We start from the raw sequence: 16,716 nt of genomic DNA, 5'->3' as shown, positions 1-16,716 counted from the left end.
TCATTCAGGTCTTCGCCAAGCGTGAGTGGTACCCACCCCTACAGCAATACGATTGGTTCCTCGGGATTTAATGCCAGTATTGAGGTGTCCAAAGGCGATCGCTCAACAGTTCAGGACGAAAAAGCTGAATTGATCCCTGAACAGGCGACGATACAGTTCCAGAAAGCTTAGATGCAGCAACACCCAATACGTCATCGGGAAGTTGCCCAGGCGAACGGTTATCCAAAATTTGATCAACTACAATCCCAATACCTGCCAGATGCTCAGTCTCCTGGCTTAGCTGCACCACATTCACGGTTTCTCGCATTAATCCGGATGTTTTCTTAAACAACCGCTGAATTTCAACCAGCGGCACAATCCGTCCATGATTATGAACCACTCCCAGAATGGCCGCATCGTAAAAGGGCAACGCTAAGATTTGCGATCGCTCAATCAACAAAATCTCAGCCACACACACCGACGGAAAAGCAAATTGTTGATCTCCAACTTGAGTGAGAATATAGCGATCTTGCAGAGACGGCGACGTTGTCAACTCCGTCTCTCCCTGCATAAGACCCTCTGCCGCAGCGTCTATCATATCTGGCCTCAAACTTTAGAACTTTTGCAAGGTTTGTTCGAGACGTTCGCGAGTCATGGGTTTCGGCAAATAGTCATTTGCCCCAGCTCGTTTAATTCCATAATTGATTTCCACAGCAGTCTTCTTGCTGGAATAAAAGATGACATGCTGCTTTGCCGTGTTCTGGTTAGAACGCAACTCCCGCAAAAACTTATAGCCATCCTGTTCAGGCATGACAATGTCAAGAAATACAGCGGTGTAATTGCCAGTCGCAATCTTATCAATCACCCCTGCCGTACTTTCGCAAGACTCAACCTGATGCCCCATTCCCTCAAGTAAGGATGTTAAGAAATGCCGATCTACAGCGCTATCATCAACAATTAGAAATCTCATGATCACTTCTCCTGGACTAAATGCGTCTCAACCTGATTTGAGGCTTGTAGCGGCGCTAATTCTCCTAACAATTCTCGAAGCTCAACCTGAAATCGTGGTACCTCCTGCATCACCACCGGTTTTGACAAGAACTTACAGCCACCCCACTGTGCTCGCCAGTTATTGGAAAGCGTTTTCTCAGCCGTTAACATCACTAAAGGAACCGAAGCCAACTTAGGCTGACGACGAATTTGCTTAACCAGATCAAAGCCCGTTATTTCCGGCATATTGATATCTAGAAAGATAATTGCCGGGTTGGAGTACAGGATTGTTTTAAGTGCAGTAGCAGGGTTTTGAGAGAGCTTCACCTGATAGCCCCAAGTCGTAACCAAACGCTTGAACTGATTCAAAATGATTGGAGAATCGTCAACAATGACAATCTCTGGAACAATAGCAGCGGTAGATGTGTCAAGCGTAACTAATCCTTCGTTGACCAGTTTGGCAAACCCTTTAGCAATTTCTAATGAATCTTGAGCTAGCGTTTCAGCAATCTCATTCAAGGTTTTGCCATGTAAAACCAGATTTTCCAAGCGTCGTTTTTGTTCAATCGATAAATTTGAGCGGGACACCGCCTCAGTGTTGAGAGTTGGAACGCTATCCATAGAAGGAATCTGAGCCTGGAGTTTATGCCATAACGCCTGTCGCTTTTGAACATCAGAAAGCAAGCTTTCTAGTTCAAAACCGGGAATTGGAGATTCCACGTGTAACTGAGGGGATGGCAAAAACTGAGCTTGTCCTGAACAATCAAACAAACACAGGTCCAGGTCTGACAATATCTTCAGCCGCAATGCTTGGGTAATTTCTGACTGCTCGACCAGGCTCAGCTTACGCAGTTCGTTCAACAGCCTGGGAATAATAATGCGTTTTGCATTATGCTGCGTTGAAGTGAGTTTCCGCTCTAAAGTGAGAATCGTTTGCCTGACGCTGCTGTGGCGGAGACGAGGGATATAACGCTGCAGTGTTTCAAGCAAGCTCGGCCAGGAGAACTGTTGTTTCCCTGAGAAGACAACCCGTCCTTCTAGTAAAGCAATATATAACGGATTGACTTGACTGTTTTTAGGAGCAGCAGGAAATTCACAAAGCCAATAGCCCGTATGCGTGCCTTCAAGCAAATCTTGAGTTGCGTGGTTCAGTTTCTGGGGCAACTCTTGCGCTTGAAACGCAAAGTTATAAATTGCCGGTATGACCATGACGAATCAACAGGGAATGTATTGAGTAGACAGTCACTTTGTGCCATTGAGATAAGCAAAACAGCCCTTCGAGGGAAGGGTTGAACAATTAATGTAGAACTGACAGCAAGACAACCAATCAGCTAGGGAAACAACATCAAGTTAAGCAGGACAATTTTCCCAAAAATATGACTACAGGTAGAAGCACAATTAGCAGCGATAGAAGCACAATCAGCTAGGCGGATAGCAACACTAAGTGTTAACTGCATTAGGTTCGAACCTGGAAAGCTTACACCCTAAGCTGTGGCGATGACCTGAAATATTCTGGTGACTAGTACAGTTCTAGCCTGGTTCGTTACTACATTATAGTCAGAGCAGGTAGAAGCCAAAACAGACTGTTTGTTGCACAAAAGGTATTGACCTATATAGAAGTTAGATGCAATTCGTGCTTTTGCGCAACTTTTGATGCAAATGCCGAGCATTACTCCCAACACAATATCCTCTCGCTGCCTCAAAGACTAGCGATTTGTATGAAGATTCTTTGAACCTTGAGCCCTAGATTAATGTAATCTCAACCGTATTTCCGCAAAGGTACGCTGGGCAACAAGAAAATCAATTGAACTGCCTAAACCATCTTGCAATACGGTTATGTTGAAACTTAAACAAAGTTTACACTAATAAGACTTTGGTACTTTTTCCTAACGTGTAAATTCTACGAGTTAGGGCAATTCTACTGCAACACGTGCAACACGTGCAACACGTAACGGATGCAATTGATAGGAGAGTTATACCGTTTCTCTACAAAGAGGATACAGAGGGAAGGGCACCCCTCGGCGGGGTGCCCTTCCCTCTGTATCCCTAATTTTTGGAATTAGTAATTAGATGAAGTCATCCGGTACTGATGGTTCCGTGGCTTTCACTTGTAGGCGTGCCACAAAACGATCAACTTCTAATGTTGCAGCATAGTCTACGTCGGGGGCCGCATACTCATATTCATAGCTTGAGACACGACGGTAGTACTGCTCAAGTTGTTTTAGTTTGAAGTCTGGAAAGTCCAGCCATGCTACGGGGGCTCGTGATTGTTCCTCAACTCTCAACGCCATGCGACGGATTGCGATCAAGTTAGTGGCTGGCGTAAAGCCGAGGTCAAGGTCCATACAGCCTGCTGTTTCCTGGGACTCTATTCCGTTGATACTCCAATGTCCGTTCGAAGTAGGAGCGATCGCTAGCGCAACGTCTGATTGACCAACGAAACCCGAAACACTGGCAGCACAGGTCTGCCAACTGTTATTAACACTCACCTCATAAGCAAGGAGGCACGGCATCTGCTCGAACAGGAAGATCGCTGTACCGGATAATTGCCAGCCAGCAGTAGATTTCCAGAGTCGGCAGATGTCGTGTCCAGGCAGATCCAATCTCTGCCAAAGAATTGTGTGATCGAGAGAGCTCATCAAAGCACTGATTAGACAAGGTTCAGATTACTTGCGATGATAATTCACAGTCATGAACTGTTGCCACTGTCCATCGTCCTTCAAGAGGTGAGAAGTCATCACTCGGTGGTCATCGCCCTTAAACTCAATCACGTCCTTATACTCTGCCATCTTCCCTTCACCAGACATTGCAGGACCCTCGCTGTGGAGTGACAGCACCGTTTCAGTGGTATTCATCTCACCCTTGTATGTCCACAGGTAGGTCATCATTGACCCAACCCAAGTGCCTACATACTGTTGTTTTTGGGAGTCATAGCCAAGCGTCATCATGGTTGTTGCGGTATCACCATCGGGCATCTCACCGTATCCTTCTGCCACAACCCAAAGTTCGCCGAGCGATCGCACACTTTCGTTTCCCGTACATTTGGCTGGCGGCTGATCTGACCCCATTAATGCTTCAGTTTCATATGTCCATTCACCAACTAATCTCTGGAGCCAATGATGTTCTTTTTGAGGTTCAGAATGCATCATTGACTCCTGTTGAACTGTATTAGTCTCCATTGCTTTATCTCCTTATTCTTTCAAAAAACTACAGTATTTCTTGAGCTGGGCATCAGGCGGCTTGATCACAATTAATCATCCAGGGAATGCCAAATTGATCGACTAACATTCCAAAACGGTAAGCCCAAAACGTCTGTTGGAGCGGCATCCGGATCGTTCCATTTTCTGCCAATGCGTGAAAGATGCGCTCTGCTTCCGAGGGATTGTCCAGTCCAATCGATACGGAGAACCCTTTTGGCTCTTCCGTGTATCCAGGGGGATTGTCAGAACCCATTAATTCCTGATCGTCTATCATCAGTGCAACATGCATGATTTGATCGCGCCACTCTGAGGGCATCTGCGCAATCATAGATGGGTCTGGAGACTGTGCATAGGTCATCATATCTGTGATTTTCCCGTTTAAGCACCGTTCGTAGAACTTAAACGCTGCTTCACACTGACCATTAAACATCAAGTAAGAATTCAACTTCATGGTACGCTCCTTTGGCTAAAGAATAATCGAGAATTGCGATCGCCTAAAGTGATAGAGCTATCCCACACGCAATAGTTCAATTGTACTATTGTTTATCAATTTTACTCACTCCTGCAATTTATCTTTAGGAAAACCTATTAAACCGGCAATCATTGATCTTGCATTTTCTAGGCTGTAACCGTCGAAAACGCTAGATTCCCTTTTGGAACTTACATTGCCGGGTTAATAACTACAGAGGAAAATGCAGAACATACAGGAATCAGTTCACCCTTTGCTGTGAGATGAGAGCAAGCCAGAGCGAGCGCTATCCTAAAATGAAGATTACTGTTCTCAGTAGCGAAGTTATTGCAGTTAATCTCGGCGTTGTTGCATGATTGAGAATTGAGCCAATCAAGTTCTAAACTAGGTTGAGATTAAGCTTTAACTTCATAGCTATCAGGCTTTGCAACTTGGATCATGCGATTGAGAGCAGCACACTTGATGAATAACTCGGCTGCCTGATTGTCAAACTTGCGAGTGGTGAGATTACCGCCAAAGATCACCTTGAAGCGAAACATCGTCGTTTCTGCTAAGGACCGACGATGATAGCCAAAATCCCGTTTCCACTTTTTGCGCCCATGCTTGCGAATGTAGCGGAGATTCTCGTCCCTAGGATGGGGTGGAGCTTTGCAATTACCATGCTGCCAAATTACTGCATCCTTGCGGGGTGGAATCACCGCTTTGGCTCCTCGCTCGGCAATCTCCTCGTAGCAGTGACTATGGTCGTAGGCTCCATCCGTTGTGACTTGCTCAATGTCTGCTTCAATCTGCTCGAGGATATCATCTAAGACTTCACCATCATGCACGTCATTGGTGCTCACCACTGCTGCCAGGATTTCTCCTGTTGCCTCATCGACTCCCACGTGCAATTTGCGCCAAGTGCGTCGTTTACCCACTCCGTGTTGCCGAGTTTTCCACTCTCCTTCGCCATCGTCACAATCGCCAAGTCGCTATACTGGTTCGATGCTCCAGGCTGACCGCTTAAGTACGGCTCTATCCACCCTTCCAATGCCGATTGGTCTATCCAAAACGTTAGGCTTCCTCGTTGCTTGAGCCCAGCGTTATACTCAGACCAGTTGCAGATACGGTAGCTCATTGCTGTGAAGGTTTGTTGGTGGTACTTCAAACCTATCACCTCGCCTATCCGCAACTCCTCCATGCAACAACGCCGTTAATCTCAGTAAAACTTAAACGTTCCTCAACCCATAGAGGGGAAACCAGCGATGGATAATAGAACTATCGAAAATTTGGAAGAAAAATTGCAGCAAGCTATGCTCACTAGCAATGTTGCTGTACTGGATGAGCTGATTGCCGACGACCTGGTTTGGACAATGCACACTGGTTTTGTAAGTAACAAGCAATCCGATTTGGACGCATACCGCTCTGGAGTTTTTCGGTTCACAAAGTTGGAGATTAGCGATCGCCAGTTTCATCCTTACAGTAGCGATTGCGTCGTCGTCACCCTCAAAGCAGAAATTGGTGGGGTTCTTAACGGTCAAGCTTTCTCAGAAACTTATCGCTTTACTCGTGTCTGGATGCAACGACAAAACCGCTGGCAAATCATAGCAGGTCATGTGAGTCAAATCATTCCTCAATAATGCCAACGTGACAAGTGAGTGTTTGGTGGGGAGCAGCCGCATTGTCATGTAAATGATGAGAACAAAAAAGGGGCAGACCGAAGCCTACCTCCCTTTAAGAATCACGCTTATGACTAACGCTTTTGTTGAAGTCGATATCCCAGTCCTAGTGCGCCAATGCTAAATAAACCTAACAGTGTCCCAGGCTCAGGGACAGGAGCGATCGCAATTTCCAAATCTTCAAAGGAATAGCGCACATTTCCCTGGCTATCGGTGCCAGAAAACCCAGTTGCCCCAGGAGATTTAGTCAGAGTTACACCATAGGTTGGATTAGACTCAAGACTCTGACCAAAGGCTTGAGTTTCGGTACTGTTAAACAGGGCGATCGCCGTTTCCGTGAAGGCTCGTGGATCAGTCCAGGTACCTAGTTCATCATCAAAATAGCTGAAAATATTTCTTTCTAGTGGAACCTCACCAGATTGCTCGTTTGTAATCGGCGTTTTATTGCCAAAAGCAGCCTCATTCGTCAGGGGATTGAACTGATCACCCTCATTCAAGTAGGCTTCTGTAACTCCACCGATTGTCCAATAACTATTTTTTTCACCCACGTTGGCTTCGGATAGGTCAAAGATAGACACTCCCCCCTGCCCTAAAACCGAGAAGTTGACTGCTTCAGTTCCCGCATCAGTTACGACCAGAGCGGTGTTCTCATCTACACCATAGGCTTTGTTAACACCCAAATCAGATGCTAGACGAATGATCCGTCCCTGTCTTCCACGTTCGCTAAAGTGGCTATCTAACAAACCATATTCAAAGAAGCCCAACCCTCCCAACGGGTTATAGTACAGCGTATTATCGAACGGTGGACTGCCTACAAGACTGACTGGACCATCCCGCAATCCCTCGTAGCTTTCTCCGTTTGTCACCATTGGTTCGCTAGGCTGCACAGCCGTTCCAGCACTAGTACCCGCAATCACTGCACCCTTATCGAACTGTTGTCGCAACGACTCAATCAACGCAGTATCAGTACGAGTCTGAGTCGCTGCATCTTCATTGAAGAAGCAGTCAGTAATAAAAGACTGATCCCCACCCGTAAAAATAAAGGCGTTGCGATCACTAATTTGACTCACAACTGAAGAATTGGGGTCATTCTTATAATCACTGCAAGTATCCCGCGTGATTGGGATATACTCTACATCCACAGAATCGCCGTACAAAATCTCAAAATCTTCAAGATAAAAGCCTGCCGAACGAGGCGGATTAGAACTGGCAGTAGAAATAATGCCAATTTTGGCACCAGCAGTTCCCCCTGCTAAATCAACAATCTTTTGGTAGATAGAAACCCCGTAGGTTTCCTCACTACCACCACTGCCAGGAAAAGCCCATTCTCCACCCACAAGTACCAAAGAGCCTGCTCTAGCAGGAGAAGCTTGGACTCCGAACGCAGCCAAAGTGAGAGCGATCGCAACTTTTGAAATCAGTACCAAACGAGTTACTTTTGTCATGGGTGAGTGCTGTTAAAAGACATCTGCTTTGAGGCAAATAGCTAGGTTCAATCAGGCGAACTCTCAATAGTTAAAAGACTTTTGCGAAATCAAACACCCAAATCTATCATTTCCTCTTATCCTTCTCCTGGGAAGAAACTCTAAAGAATAGATCTTCTACGCTACCATTCACGCCTCAAAAAGCGATTCATGCAGGAAGTCTAGTTAAAGAGAGCACTGAAATCATTTCAGTTGCAAGACTCCTGGATTAGCCCGTGCCCATGCCATCGCTTCTGCAACCAAAATCGGGTCGCCAGAGTCAAGAAACTGCTGCATCCGGGCAATATGTCGTTGTTCTGCCGCTTCCGCTTTAAGACGCTGATGTTGTGCTTGAGCCAGACAAGCAGTCTCCTGAAACGCTGCTTGAACCGCTTTAACGTTAGATAACGCTTGCTGGATATATTGCACTCCCAAAAGTGAGTCTGAGGTGGTGAGAGGAGCAAATTTGGCAGAGGCAGCGTTGTCAACCTTGGTATCACCATTACTGTCGTCTAAAGGAGTACTAGAGGCAACGCGATCGCCCAATCCCTGTCCAGACTTACTATTACCGCCATCCATAGATAATAAGCTTGAAGGACTGAGCCAGTTAGATGCGTAACTAACGCTATCTAACTGGCTGTCCGTATTGAAGTTTTGGGGGTCTGGGGGTTTTTCCACAGGTGACTCATATGAAGACTCATTTTCTACAGGAGATCCATCCGAGTAATCAATATCAAAACAGCTAACATCAAAATAAGTAGGATGCCACAGGTCTCGGTGACGATAAAGAGATGCCCCACCTACACCGTATTGCAGCAAAGTTTGAAATCGAGCTGTCGCCTTTACAGGCAAACTATTTTTCTCAAGCAAGTCTGCGATCGCCCTTCTAATTCGATCTCTGGTTGCAGCAGACTGACGTTGATTCCAGGATGGAGATTGATCAACTGCACTCACCAGTTCTGGATCGTGCAAAGTAGTAGAAACCTTTTTACTCTGATCTCCAAAATGGAAGTAATGACTACTTTCAATACACCGTGCCCATTCCTCTGCCCGGTGTTCAATTTCATGCTGATGACGACACCATTCCTGATAGCCAGGTAAGGATCGAGCTATTTCAAAAATTTCACCCACAAGAGCTTCTCCTCTCAGTGGTTCTCCACCTGAGAGAACGTGATGAAAAATATAAGCTCTCATAGTGATACGTCCCAGCAATCGATTAGTTTGTCCATGTCCTGTCCAACCCAATTCGATTTCAGCATTTAGATCATTGATAAATTTCTCAGCTTTACCAGAGATGCCGAAATGTTTTCGCTTTGCCTGTTTAAGGATTTGTTTGAGTGTTTTTTCATCAATGTCGTTGTACTGCTGAGCAAATACCCATTGGTTTACAAAGGCTTGAGAATCAGTCCAAACGGGCTGCCATGCCTCATTTAATAAATAAGAACCGATTTGTAGCGGTAATCGGTGAGCGTTAAACAAACTTAGATTGCCATCTGCTGCATAGGGCTTTGGGTTTGGAAAAACTTCCAATTGTCCAGGTTGAAGCTTAAAGCCAGCATTTTCAAGCGAACAGGCAATGGCGATCGCCAACTGCCAAGAGCTTTGAACCTGTTGAAACGGAAAATAGAGATGCAAACCGCCACTATAGCTAGAGGTACAGGCAATATACCGGACCAAACTAAGGGGCTCCAACGCAGCCACAATTCGCGAAACTGCCAGCGGATCTCGTTTGGGATGATAGAGACTACCCGCGTCAATGTCCAGTAGGCAATAGTTAGTCTCAGCTCCAAAGCGAACACCATAAAGATAAGCACCCTGACGAATCAAACGATCTGATAAAGGGTGACGGCTCTCCGTTTTCCACTCGACAGGTGCATCTAAATCAGGATGTCTTGCCCAAATGTAGTCAAAGCGGTGAGGAAACAGCGATAGAAATGTGTCTTCCCACTCACATACGCTTTCAAAGCGGATTGTGCTGGTTTCTTTCATACCAAACTCTGAACTTTTAATTTGCACACAAATGTTGCTCTCACAATTTGGTGAAAGCTGCGAATGATTAGAGGTCTACAACCCTAAAGATTCTCTTGATAGGTATTGCGTCTGATTATTAAACAACCTGTTTTTGTCCACCATCAGTTGAGTCAACACCGTTTGCTCAAACTCCCCTTTAGACTTGGCAACAATAGCTGAAATGATTTAGCTGCCTTATTTCCATGATCAGATTGTTAGTTGATTCTAGGCGCAAAAATTTAGCAACACTTTTTTTCGTAGTGTCATACTAGAGCAATGGCAATCGCCCTTCCATAGCTTTGTTTCGCCACTCTAGAAAGCCTGTCAACCTTGTCAACACATTTTGTTTCGCTAATCTAGACTCAACTGGCAATAATGTTTTGAGATACTAGGCAACCTGTCAACTTTGTCAACTTCGTTTCACCAAATGTTTGTTGCTTAATTCGAGAATTCTTTGTCAATTTGTCAATTCTTTACTGCTTATCTATCCCTAGTTGCTTGGGTTGAAACAAAGCCCTCTCTAGGTTCTTAGCTACGCTATATCTAGTGACAACTACTTTAAGCTAAAAATTTTGTTGCCCAATCCTAGAATCTAGCGTCAATTTGTCAACTCTTCATCACTTGGACAAGTGACAGGTCGGATGAAGTGAATCCCTAAACTGCTAAAAATAAAGCGGGGAAGGAGTTTCATGCTGTTAAGTCCATCTAGGTTCACGTGAGATAGACCTAACCAAACCAGACAACGTAACTGGATTCTAGAATTTGTGTCAATTTTGTCAATTGTTAAGCAATTTAAACTTCTCGCAGATTTTTATCGGAATAAATCGGAGAAATTAGCCCACAAACGATCCTGCTGATCGAACCATTTCCTACATAGCGCGGCATTTGATAAAAGCATACGACTGCTAGTACGTTTGTTTGATGTTGATAGATCCTAGAGACAAAGTTGTATGATCCTAGTCTCGTGGGGCAATTAAGAAATAATGGGGCGATCGCTATACTCTTACGGGTGAGCGGGCTAACCAATTCAGACTGGGCAACGTAGGCTTGAAGTAAGTTTCTCTGTATTGTCAATTCCAACCACCGATTTTGATCTTCCGCGTTCAGGGTTATACTATGCCGATGTGAATCGGTTCTGTGTAGCACCTGTGAATCAGCCTGATAACCTTGTCCTAGCCTCTACTCCTGTCTTGGCAGAGCCTCTTTCTCCCAACCTCACGTCAGTTTCTCCAGATCAGACACAGGTGCTAGATCTTGCTGCAAAATTAAAAGCAGACAAATCGTTTCTAAATCTAGTCCTGGTTAATGTTGCTACTGGAATCAATCAATTCAGACTGCATCTAGCAAACACACGGGCCAAAGATAGAGCAGATGCACGGAACCTCTACAGCGAGACAGAAAAGCTTGGCGTTCTGCAAAAACAAACACTCCTGAGGATTGAGCGCCGATTCCGCTCAGTGCTGAGAACGGATGAGTTTTGGAACCAAACAGCAAGCTGGATTTTAATCCGGCTTGACCAGTGGCAGCGAGAAGGGTTAATCCCATCCGACTGCTCAGTCGCAGGAATGTTATCACTAGAAGCTGGGGTTAACTTGACCGATAGTGATGAATGGCGTGAATCATTAGTCGTGAGTGCCTGTGCTTTTCACACAGCGAGTCAATGGTTACGTTATTTAGATCTATCAGGGCAAAATACAGTTGAAATTGATAAATTGCTGGGTGTTCAATCTGTTGATGCTGTTATACGTGAGCCTTTATTTCAAGATACAGAATTTGAACGCGTAGCAACGGGTTATCCTATTCTCACAGGTGCCCAAGCCCTGATTAATTCGCAATGGGAAGATGGAGAATATCCCTATTGGCAGAAGCTCGTTGGGGAAGGGTTTATTCAGCATCAGATTGTTCGTCAAAGCCCCTCCAGTCAACAAATTGAGCTGGTTCCAGGCAAAGCTGCATGGGAAATTATTCAGCAGTTTGGACCGGAAGCTGCCTATGTGTTTCTCATTTTTTCCTCCTATGCGACCGATTCAGATGAGCCATGGGCAGAGCAAATTCGCTTAAAGGGAACTGACCTGATCCGGCTCTTTGGTTGGGATAAGCGCACAGATATCACGATCGCCCAAAAACTCAAAAAGATTGGACATCTCGTAGAACTAGTCTGTAGCCTCTCCGTGTTAGTCAAAAACATTAACATTGGCGCAAAACGATATAACGTTGAGCGGGGCGCAATGTGGATTTTAGAAGGGTTAGGCTATGCGGGTCAGTTGGCGCTGACAATGGATATTAACCAGCCAGATTCCCCAACCTACGAGGCAGGCGACCCAGATGAGTTATATATCAAGGTACGTCCTGGAGTTTGGACCGAAAAGTTTCTCAATGCCAGCGATGGTAGTGCCAAGGAAGCGCTCTTCCAATATGGCTATTTGGCAAAAAGTACGCTTCAAATTAATCCTTATCGCCAACGGTTAGCTTCAAAACTTGCCATTTTCCTGACAATCATGAGTCGGATTCGAGACGATGGTCGCTATGAAGTGCAGACTCTACTAGAACGGCTAGAGCCAAAAGAACTCTTGGAGAATGTTCAGAAAGACCGACTACGCCGCGTTAAGTTGATCGATCAGTGGGACAGTGCTTTACTCACTCTCAAAGAGTTAGGCTGGGAAATCGATTTTGATCCAGCAACTTATCCAGAAAGTATCCGACCTGCTTGGTCGTTGAGTGATGAGTCTGAGTCTGGGTCTGGGTATCGTCCCCGTAACTGGTTAGCAACCTGGTTGAAGGCGATCGTCATCATCAAACCTTCAGTAAAGATTCAGGAAAAGCTCGGTGCCCATGCCCCTATTTCGTTAAAGCCTGAACGGACTCGTGTTCAGTCGCCAATGCTAACAAGTGATGCAATTCAGGCAGCACTCGATGCAAAAGGTATGACTAAAGCACAACTGGCAGATGCTCTACAAGTAGATCGTTCTCTGGTTACTCGTTGGCTAAAAGGGCAGCGAACAATTCAGCCTAAACATCTTGAACAAATTAAGATGTTGCTTGGAGATTTTGAACAGGATGTGAACGCTATATCTCAGAAAACAATGCCGCTAATCACCTACCATCTCACTAACAGTTGAGTTGTGTATCAGAAAAAAGGAGGAGGGCTTGACCCTCCTCCTTTTTTATTGAGTGACTGGCGCTATACAGCTATTAACTTACGGAAGAATCCCAACTGCTGAAGTTTGCAGTCAATTCGTTCCAGGTTATATTCAATGTTCCGGGCTTGGAGGAACCATTTTCATATCCACCACTGACTCCCCAGGGATTGAACAAGGTGAATTTTTGGGTGGATGAGTTGTAATCCGTTAATACATAAACATGATTGTAGACAACTGTAGAGGAAATTTGACCACTTGCTTTTGAATTGACACCGATCATCTTGCCGGCTGCAAAGGCGTTGACCAAAGTATCAAAGTTTAGCGAATTGCGGATAGAAGAACTCTTTGCTGTGATGTCACGAATCGCATCTCCAAACCAACCGTTGTTGATGCCCTGATAAGAGTTGGAGTGGTCATTATTCCAGCGATAAGTCCAGCCTGAAGAGTTGACTTGAGCGTAAGCTTTTTCTGCTAGAGCAACCCACAATTCAGTGGAGGTGCGATTGTAGTATCCACCTTGGCTAGCGTATGTGAACTGGCCTGACGAAGCGACGGGCAAATATTGGTCTACTGTGACGTAGTCAGCAACACCTTGATTAAAGAAGCGAACGGTGTAAGTGTTATCGCCATTATCAATAAACATATCTTGAATCGAATTGGGAGATCGTATCGCTGTTGCAGCTAAACCTCCTAAGAAATAGCAGTTGCTAGCTTTGCCCTGTTTGATGTCCTGGTAGCTCACACCATTTTGAAATAGGGAACCGTTTGCATAGCGATAGGTGTTGGCGGCAGCGGGGCGATCGCTTCCTAAAAACCACTTATTCACCAGCTTCTCAAGATGAACATCACTGCTACCTGCAAACAAATTCCCCAGTGCTTTCCCCTGATACTGTGAGTTTGCCTCATTGCTATTCACAACTTTGCTAGATAGAACTCGGACATGATCGTCCATTGCGACATAAGATTTGTCGCTAGTTAGAGTGCGGAGATCATTGAGTTCAGTGGAGTCAATTGCTCCTCCATCTTTTGCATCACGAAAGATAGTGATCATGTCATTCCGATCGAGCTTGCTATCAAGGAAGCGAGATCGTGTAGCAAATCGCAGTCCAGCATCTCGAAGCGTATTACCAAACCAATCCTCTGTAGGGTCAGCTTCAGTTTTGTTATCAAAGAAATTGCTGGTTTTAGTGATATAGCCTGATTCGCTACCTAGTCCGCTACTGCCATAGCCGAAAAAGGGCGGATAGCTATCATTCCTTTCGCTGTCGTAGTAACTGTTAACCCGTAGCTTGTCTAAATTTTGAGTGGTACCTGTGTAGTTAACGGCTGAGGTGATTTGATAGGAGCCGGTATAACCTGAACTGTCTGAATTGCTGTAAGTAATTTGTTGTCCACTGCGGTAGCGATCGCTTGTGCTGTAGCCATAGCCTGTGTAGTAATCGCCATTGCCATAGCTGTATTTGAACGTGTAGCGCTGATAGCTTTTTACTGCAGAAGCAGACACACTCAATTGATATCCAACGTTGCCGCTACGGGGATAAACCCGAACGTAATAGGTCCCTGCATCTAATACTTGATTGATTGCTTCACCTTGATTACTGCTACGAGTCGATCGCCTTGTAGGTTGACTTCTAGACTTACTAATTAACGCCATATCAGCGTTAGCATTCAAACCCTTTAAGGCAAGTTTAACGCTGCTGCGCTTGCCCAATGTAAAGCTGTAGTAGTCGTTGGTATCAAGAGAGCCAACTCGATCTTTATAGGTTCTTGGTGTAGAAGTAAGGCTAATTTGTCTCGCTTGCTTGGGCGTATTGCCAGCGTAATCAGCAGCCATAATTGTGTTCTCTTATTGAGTCGCTTGGTCATAATTTGCCCAAAATCGACATCTAGAACACGGGAAAAATCATGTTTTTTGTCCGAATTTATACTGGAATTTTGCTACTAATACTTATGTTATTTCCAGGGTAAATACTGCAAGGACGTTACTTCCTAGCTGCAGTCAGACAATTTAGTGACTTATACTGAGGACGTTTATAAGGTATTCCTGTTCATGAACAGGAATTTGTTAAGTGGACTTAGAGGTTTGGGAGGCGATCGTCAGGCGGTATAATTTTTATCTTAAAACCTAAGTAATAATATCAAAACGACCTTTTGCCATATCGGTATATTTCCTAAAGCAATTCTGTAGGTTTACTTAAACACAACTTTGTGAAACTCATGAATTCAATAAAACGCATACTCTCTCCAAGTAGAAATACGCTGTTATCGTGTTTCTACTTAAGAAGAAATACTTTTTGGATCAGCGATTGAATTGGAAACTAGTAATTCTGTGAGGTGAAAGTTACTGAGCTTGGCTATCAACCACATCTTGGGGTTGCTGTTACCGCTGCTACAAATCTGAGCCAGGCAGCCCACTTACTGCACTGGCACATCTGTCCAGCGAAGTAGGGCAAGAGCAAAGTAACATTAAATTAAGTGTCTACAGTAAAACTTTATCGGGGCACAAGAAAGCCTCTTAGCGTCTCCAAATCATGGCTTCTATTGCCCGCAAAAATTTGTTTGAAGACATCCCTCGCTTCCTGGTTGCCCAAGCGGGGATTGTTTTTGCAGTCAGCCTTGTGACAATTCAAACGGGCATTTTAGAAGGATTTACACGCTCTACCGTACAGCTAATCGAAAATTCAAACGCTGATATCTGGGTTGCAGCTGAGGAGATGGTTCACTTTGAGTTGACTCAACCGTTGACTCTAGGGCAAGTTGCACAGGCACAGCAATTGGCAGGAGTTAATCGGGCAGAGGCGCTGATGATTCAAAGCGGCAGGTGGCGCAGCACTTCTGGCGAGATTGCTCCTGTCAGGCTGATTGGTTATGACCCAGATGGGCGGCTGTTTAGGTTGTGGGACATAACACAGGGCAATCAGAGCGACCTGAATGAACCCAACACGATCATGGTGGATGAGACAAATTTGCGATCGCTTCAGCTAGATCCGGAAAACGGACGCGGCTCAATCAACTCCATCCCAGCCCGTGTCGTAGGGCAAACTCAGGGAACGCAATCGATCGCCACAAGTGCCTTCATCTTCACGTCCCTAGAAAATACGATGAACTATGTCAGCGCAGGCTTGACTTCTAATGTTCTCTGCGACGTGCAGCCGGGCGGTGCGCTGGAGTGCAGCACGGTGTATGAACGCTCTGACTCCCCTGCTGACCCCGCTGCTTCGCAGCCTCGGACCCTAACTTCGACCGACCCAATTTCATATGTGTTGGTGCGGGCAGAAGCGGGGCAAAATATCGAGATCCTAAAGCAGCAACTGGAAGATGAGCTCGTGGGTACGCAGGCTTACACCCAGACAGAAATGGCGGACCACACTCGTAGCTATTGGGAAAAGCGGACGGGCATTGGTTTTGTCTTGAGACTGGGAGCAGCTGTAGGAGTCGTTGTTGGGATGGTCGTCGTCGGACAGATTCTATATGCGTCTGTCTCTGACCACATGAAGGAATTTGGCACCCTTAAAGCGATGGGAGCGTCTGATCGAGTCATTTACAGCATCATCATTGAGCAAGCCTTGTGGATGGCAGTTTTAGGCTATGTCCCTAGCATGGCTTTTTGCTTAGGGTTGGGAGCATGGACTTTTGCAACTCAGGGGATCACGATTCTCATTACTCCGCTCTCTGCCATCGGCATTTTAGGAATCACGATCGCCATGTGCGGTGGCTCTGCTCTATTTGCTATCCAGAAGGTGACTCATGTTGATCCTGCAATCGTTTTCAAAGCTTAGTCCTTCAAGGCTGGGGTTGAGTGTAAAG

At 45.4% G+C, this 16,716-nt stretch carries 12 protein-coding genes and 1 pseudogene; 3 read left to right on the top strand and 10 right to left on the bottom strand.

Translation table 11 applies throughout. The annotated features are described in order from the left end of the window. Positions 1 to 67: 67 nt before the first annotated feature. From H6F88_RS11785 to H6F88_RS11755, 7 genes and pseudogenes are all read right to left on the bottom strand, one after another. Positions 68 to 577, bottom strand: coding sequence for a chemotaxis protein CheW (locus tag H6F88_RS11785; RefSeq protein ID WP_190642927.1), 510 nt, complete (start codon positions 575 to 577; stop codon positions 68 to 70). A 15-nt stretch (positions 578 to 592) separates the two neighbouring features. Beyond that, entirely contained in the window at positions 593 to 949 is a 357-nt protein-coding gene (locus H6F88_RS11780) for a response regulator (protein ID WP_190642926.1), read from the bottom strand. Positions 950 to 951: 2 nt separating this feature from the next. Then, a complete protein-coding gene (locus H6F88_RS11775; RefSeq protein ID WP_190642925.1) occupies positions 952 to 2,178 on the bottom strand; it encodes a response regulator in 1,227 nt (408 codons plus the stop codon). An 857-nt stretch (positions 2,179 to 3,035) separates the two neighbouring features. Further along, a complete protein-coding gene (locus tag H6F88_RS11770) occupies positions 3,036 to 3,608 on the bottom strand; it encodes a putative glycolipid-binding domain-containing protein (RefSeq protein WP_190642924.1) in 573 nt (190 codons plus the stop codon). Between the two features lie 27 nt (positions 3,609 to 3,635). Then, positions 3,636 to 4,148: a DUF1579 domain-containing protein gene (locus H6F88_RS11765; RefSeq protein ID WP_190642923.1), complete on the bottom strand. Its 513-nt coding sequence runs from the start codon at positions 4,146 to 4,148 to the stop codon at positions 3,636 to 3,638. Positions 4,149 to 4,200: 52 nt separating this feature from the next. Further along, on the bottom strand, positions 4,201 to 4,620 hold the full coding sequence (locus H6F88_RS11760; RefSeq protein ID WP_190642922.1) for a VOC family protein: 420 nt from the start codon (positions 4,618 to 4,620) through the stop codon (positions 4,201 to 4,203). Between the two features lie 413 nt (positions 4,621 to 5,033). Continuing rightward, positions 5,034 to 5,755 (bottom strand): annotated as a pseudogene (locus H6F88_RS11755) (IS5 family transposase). A gap of 127 nt (positions 5,756 to 5,882) precedes the next feature. Between H6F88_RS11755 and H6F88_RS11750 the strand changes: the two are divergent. After that, on the top strand, positions 5,883 to 6,257 hold the full coding sequence (locus tag H6F88_RS11750; RefSeq protein WP_190642921.1) for a nuclear transport factor 2 family protein: 375 nt from the start codon (positions 5,883 to 5,885) through the stop codon (positions 6,255 to 6,257). Between the two features lie 113 nt (positions 6,258 to 6,370). Here the strand turns inward: H6F88_RS11750 and H6F88_RS11745 are convergent, their stop codons facing one another. Next, positions 6,371 to 7,741: a Type 1 glutamine amidotransferase-like domain-containing protein gene (locus tag H6F88_RS11745; protein WP_190642984.1), complete on the bottom strand. Its 1,371-nt coding sequence runs from the start codon at positions 7,739 to 7,741 to the stop codon at positions 6,371 to 6,373. 222 nt (positions 7,742 to 7,963) lie between these two features. Next, positions 7,964 to 9,748 carry a hypothetical protein gene (locus tag H6F88_RS11740; protein ID WP_190642920.1) on the bottom strand — a complete coding sequence of 595 codons (1,785 nt, stop codon included), beginning with the start codon at positions 9,746 to 9,748 and terminating at the stop codon, positions 7,964 to 7,966. A gap of 1,169 nt (positions 9,749 to 10,917) precedes the next feature. Between H6F88_RS11740 and H6F88_RS34420 the strand changes: the two genes are divergently transcribed. Then, the gene (locus H6F88_RS34420) at positions 10,918 to 12,888 is read left to right on the top strand and encodes a helix-turn-helix transcriptional regulator (protein WP_190642919.1); all 1,971 of its coding nucleotides are present in this window, start codon (positions 10,918 to 10,920) and stop codon (positions 12,886 to 12,888) included. A 73-nt stretch (positions 12,889 to 12,961) separates the two neighbouring features. Here the strand turns inward: H6F88_RS34420 and H6F88_RS11730 are convergent, their stop codons facing one another. Next, entirely contained in the window at positions 12,962 to 14,743 is a 1,782-nt protein-coding gene (locus tag H6F88_RS11730) for a C2 family cysteine protease (RefSeq protein WP_190642918.1), read from the bottom strand. Between the two features lie 697 nt (positions 14,744 to 15,440). On the opposite strand from H6F88_RS11730, the gene H6F88_RS11725 reads away from it, so the two are divergent. Then, entirely contained in the window at positions 15,441 to 16,688 is a 1,248-nt protein-coding gene (locus tag H6F88_RS11725) for an FtsX-like permease family protein (protein ID WP_190642917.1), read from the top strand. Positions 16,689 to 16,716 lie beyond the last annotated feature (28 nt).

It is taken from the genome of Oculatella sp. FACHB-28 (assembly GCF_014696015.1).
Classification (GTDB): domain Bacteria; phylum Cyanobacteriota; class Cyanobacteriia; order Elainellales; family Elainellaceae; genus JAAUTN01.
Note: the sequence above shows the minus strand (reverse complement) of the source record. Positions and strands in the feature narration are given on the sequence as shown.